The organism is Microbacterium sp. CPCC 204701 (genome assembly GCF_004010105.1).
In the GTDB taxonomy this organism is placed as follows: Bacteria; Actinomycetota; Actinomycetes; order Actinomycetales; family Microbacteriaceae; genus Microbacterium.
This window is the reverse complement of sequence record NZ_RRYE01000346.1, coordinates 1-3,113: the sequence shown is the minus strand read 5'-3', so window position 1 is coordinate 3,113 and position 3,113 is coordinate 1. Positions and strand designations below refer to the sequence as shown.

3 protein-coding genes are annotated in these 3,113 nt (G+C 71.6%); 2 read left to right on the top strand and 1 reads right to left on the bottom strand.

Annotation, left to right across the window (positions count from 1 at the left end):
• A partial coding sequence (locus tag EIO58_RS15120) for a helix-turn-helix transcriptional regulator (protein WP_164861757.1) occupies window positions 1–837 on the bottom strand: 837 nt, incomplete at its 3' end.
• Between the two features lie 122 nt (window positions 838–959).
• Here EIO58_RS15120 and EIO58_RS15115 point away from each other — a divergent pair.
• Window positions 960–1,901, top strand: a complete 942-nt coding sequence (locus EIO58_RS15115) for an SDR family oxidoreductase (RefSeq protein ID WP_127820211.1) — start codon at window positions 960–962, stop codon at window positions 1,899–1,901.
• A 113-nt stretch (window positions 1,902–2,014) separates the two neighbouring features.
• Window positions 2,015–3,049 carry an NAD(P)-dependent alcohol dehydrogenase gene (locus EIO58_RS15110; protein WP_127820210.1) on the top strand — a complete coding sequence of 345 codons (1,035 nt, stop codon included), beginning with the start codon at window positions 2,015–2,017 and terminating at the stop codon, window positions 3,047–3,049.
• Window positions 3,050–3,113 lie beyond the last annotated feature (64 nt).

Below are 3,113 nucleotides of genomic sequence, written 5' to 3'. Positions count from 1 at the left end.
CGCGGACCGCGGCGCCAGGACGGAGAGCAGGGCGAGCTTCTCGTGGCTCTCGGACCCCGGCGCGGCGGTGTAGACGAGCAGCGAGTGGGCCCGATCCGGATCGAGGAGCGTCTGGCACGACAGCTCGAGCGGGCCGAGGTCGGGGTGGACGAAGCGCTTCGTCTCTCTCGGGCGGAGGCCGACCTCGTGTCGGTCCCACACCGCCCGGAACTCCTCGCTGCGTGCCAGGAGCTGCTCGGTGAGACGAGCCGCACGCGAACCGGGCCCGCGCCGCACCACGACCCCGCGCAGCCCCGACGCCCACAGCCGCGAGAGGAACTCGTGGTCCTCTTCGGCGTACAGCGCACGCGACCGCGGATCGGTGAACCAGCGAAAGCCGATGCTGCGCTCCGGACGCGCGAGCGACGCCGTGTCACCGGTGAGGGCGACGCCGAGCGGCGTCTGGCGCAGCGTCTCGCCCAGCTCGGTCACGATCTCGGCGGGGGTGTCTTGCAGCCGGTCGAATATCCGCAGCATCCCGGGCCCGATGTGCTCTCCGACCGACCCCGGCGAGGGCGGAGGATGCCCCGCGAGCCGGAACAGATGGTCACGCTCGGCGACAGTGAGGTGCAGCCCTTGGGCGATCGAGGCGATCATCTGCTCCGACGGCAGCGGCCCGCTCGCCCGCTCGAGCCGGGCGTAGTAGTCCGTCGACATGTGGCAGAGCGCCGCGACCTCCTCGCGACGCAGGCCCTCGGTGCGACGACGGGCCCCGCGGGGGAGGCCGACGTCCTCGGGCTGTAGCGCGCCACGGCGCAGACGCAGGAACTCCGCGAGTCCGATCCGGTCGATCGCCATGTCGGCACCTCCTGTCGACCTCGATCCTCACACTCCCGCCGCCTCGTAGCCATGACCTCTCGGGTCCTGGATACGTGTCGGCGGACGCCGGAGAGTGTGGGGAGCCGAACGAAGGAGCCGTCATGACCCGCACGAAGATCGACATCCCCCTCCCGTCCCTGACCGGGCGCCGCGCCGTCGTCACGGGAGGGAGCGACGGCGTCGGCCTGCGCATCGCCACACGGCTGGCGATGGCCGGAGCCGAGGTGGTCCTGCCTGTCCGCAACGTGCGCAAGGGGGAGTCGGCGGCCGCCGCGGTCCGTGCATCCGTCCCCGGGGCACGCATCGAACTGCACGACCTCGACCTCTCGTCGCTCGCGTCGATCGCCTCGTTCGGCGAGGCGATGCGCCGCGACGGCCGTCCGTTGCACCTGCTCATCAACAACGCGGGGGTCATGACGCCGCCGTCCCGGCAGGCCACGACCGACGGATTCGAGCTGCAGTTCGGCACGAATCATCTGGGCCACTTCGCGCTCGTGGCGCACCTGCTGCCGGTGCTGCGCGCGGGGGCCGGCCGCGTGACGTCGCAGGTGAGCATCGCCGTCAGCCGGGGCGGAATTAACTGGAACGACCTTCAGTGGCAGCGCTCGTACGACGGCATGCGCGCCTACCGCCAGTCCAAGATCGCCCTCGGCCTGTTCGCGTGCGAGCTCGACCGGCGCAGCGCCGACGCCGGGTGGGGCATCACCAGCAATCTCTCGCACCCGGGCGTCGCCCCGACGAGCCTGCTGTCGGCACGCCCCGAGATGGGTCGTGCGGCCGACACGGCGGCCGTGCGTGCCATCCGGTGGGCCTCGGCACGCGGGCTGGCCGGCACTCCCGAGACCGCCTCGCTCCCCGCGCTCTACGCCGCGACGTCACCGGATGCCGCACCCCGCCGTCTGTACGGACCGCGGGGAATCGGCCACGTAGGCGGCGCCCCGGCAGAGCAGCCGCTGTACCGGACGCTGCGAAAGCGGGACGACGCCGCGCGGATGTGGGCGGTCTCTGAGGAGCTCACGGAGACGGCGTTCGTCGGCCCGTGAAGGTCAGTCTGCGCCTCTTGTGCTCGGTGGTGCCACAGGAGCGCGGAGAAGGCAAGGGGGGTGATGGGCGCGCGGCGACGGGGAAGTGTCGGGTTTGACAGAAGGAGACCGACATGAAGGCCGTGCAGTATCGCGAGATCGGGAAGGGCCCCGAGGTCGTCGACATCGAGGTGCCCGAGCCCGCCGCCGGGCAGATCCGGCTGAAGGTGACCGCGGCGGGTCTCTGCCACTCGGACTGGTTCCTGATGGACCTGGCGGAAGACCAGTACACCTACGGGCTGCCGCTCACCCTCGGCCATGAGGGGACGGGCGTCGTCGACAAGCTCGGCGACGGCGTCGAGGGCATCACGGTGGGAGACCCGTACGCGATCTACGGACCGTGGGGCTGCGGGCAGTGTCATGAGTGCTCCCAGGGCCGCGAGAACTACTGTCCGTACGCGGCCGATCTCGGCATCGCCCCTCCTGGGCTCGGCGCGCCTGGTGCGATGGCCGAGTACGTCATCGTCGACGATCGCCGCCACCTCGTGCCGCTCGGCGACCTCGACCCGGTCGAGGCGGTGTCGCTGACGGATGCCGGACTCACGCCGTACCACGCCATCGCGGCTGCGCAGCACAAGCTCTACCCCGGCTCCGTCTCGGTCGTCATGGGGATCGGCGGCCTCGGGCATGTCGGCATCCAGATCATCCGCGCGATCAGCGCGGCGACCGTCATCGCTGTCGACATCAGCGACGAGAAGCTCGAGCTCGCGAAGGAAGTGGGTGCGCACCACACCGTCATCTCGAGCGCGGAGGCCGCGGACCGCATCCGTGAGCTCACCGGCGGCCTCGGCGCCCAGACCGTGTTCGACTTCGCGGGCGTGCAGCCGACGATCGACCTCGCGAAGGCGGTGGTCGCGATCGACGGCTTCGTGCACATCGTCGGCATCGGCGGGGGCGTCATGACCGCGGGATTCTTCGCGACGCCGTTCGGCGCAGCCGTGCGGGCGCCGTACTGGGGATCCCGCAGCGAGCTCATCGAGGTGCTCGACCTGGCGCGCACCGGTGCGGTGAGCGTGCACGTCGAGCGCTACGGCTTCGACGATGCCGTGACGGCGTACCGCCGCCTGCACGAGGGCGAGATCCGCGGCCGCGCGGTGATCGTGCCGTGACCGCGGCGGCGGCGGCGCGCGACGGAGCGGCGCGGGGTCAGCTGGGCTCGGGAGCCGGCCCGGT

What these genes read in the sequence shown, in the direction of transcription:
- EIO58_RS15115 (WP_127820211.1), top strand. Translation starts at nt 960, where the DNA reads ATGACCCGCACGAAGATCGACATCCCCCTCCCGTCCCTGACCGGGCGC.
- EIO58_RS15110 (WP_127820210.1), top strand. Translation starts at nt 2,015, where the DNA reads ATGAAGGCCGTGCAGTATCGCGAGATCGGGAAGGGCCCCGAGGTCGTC.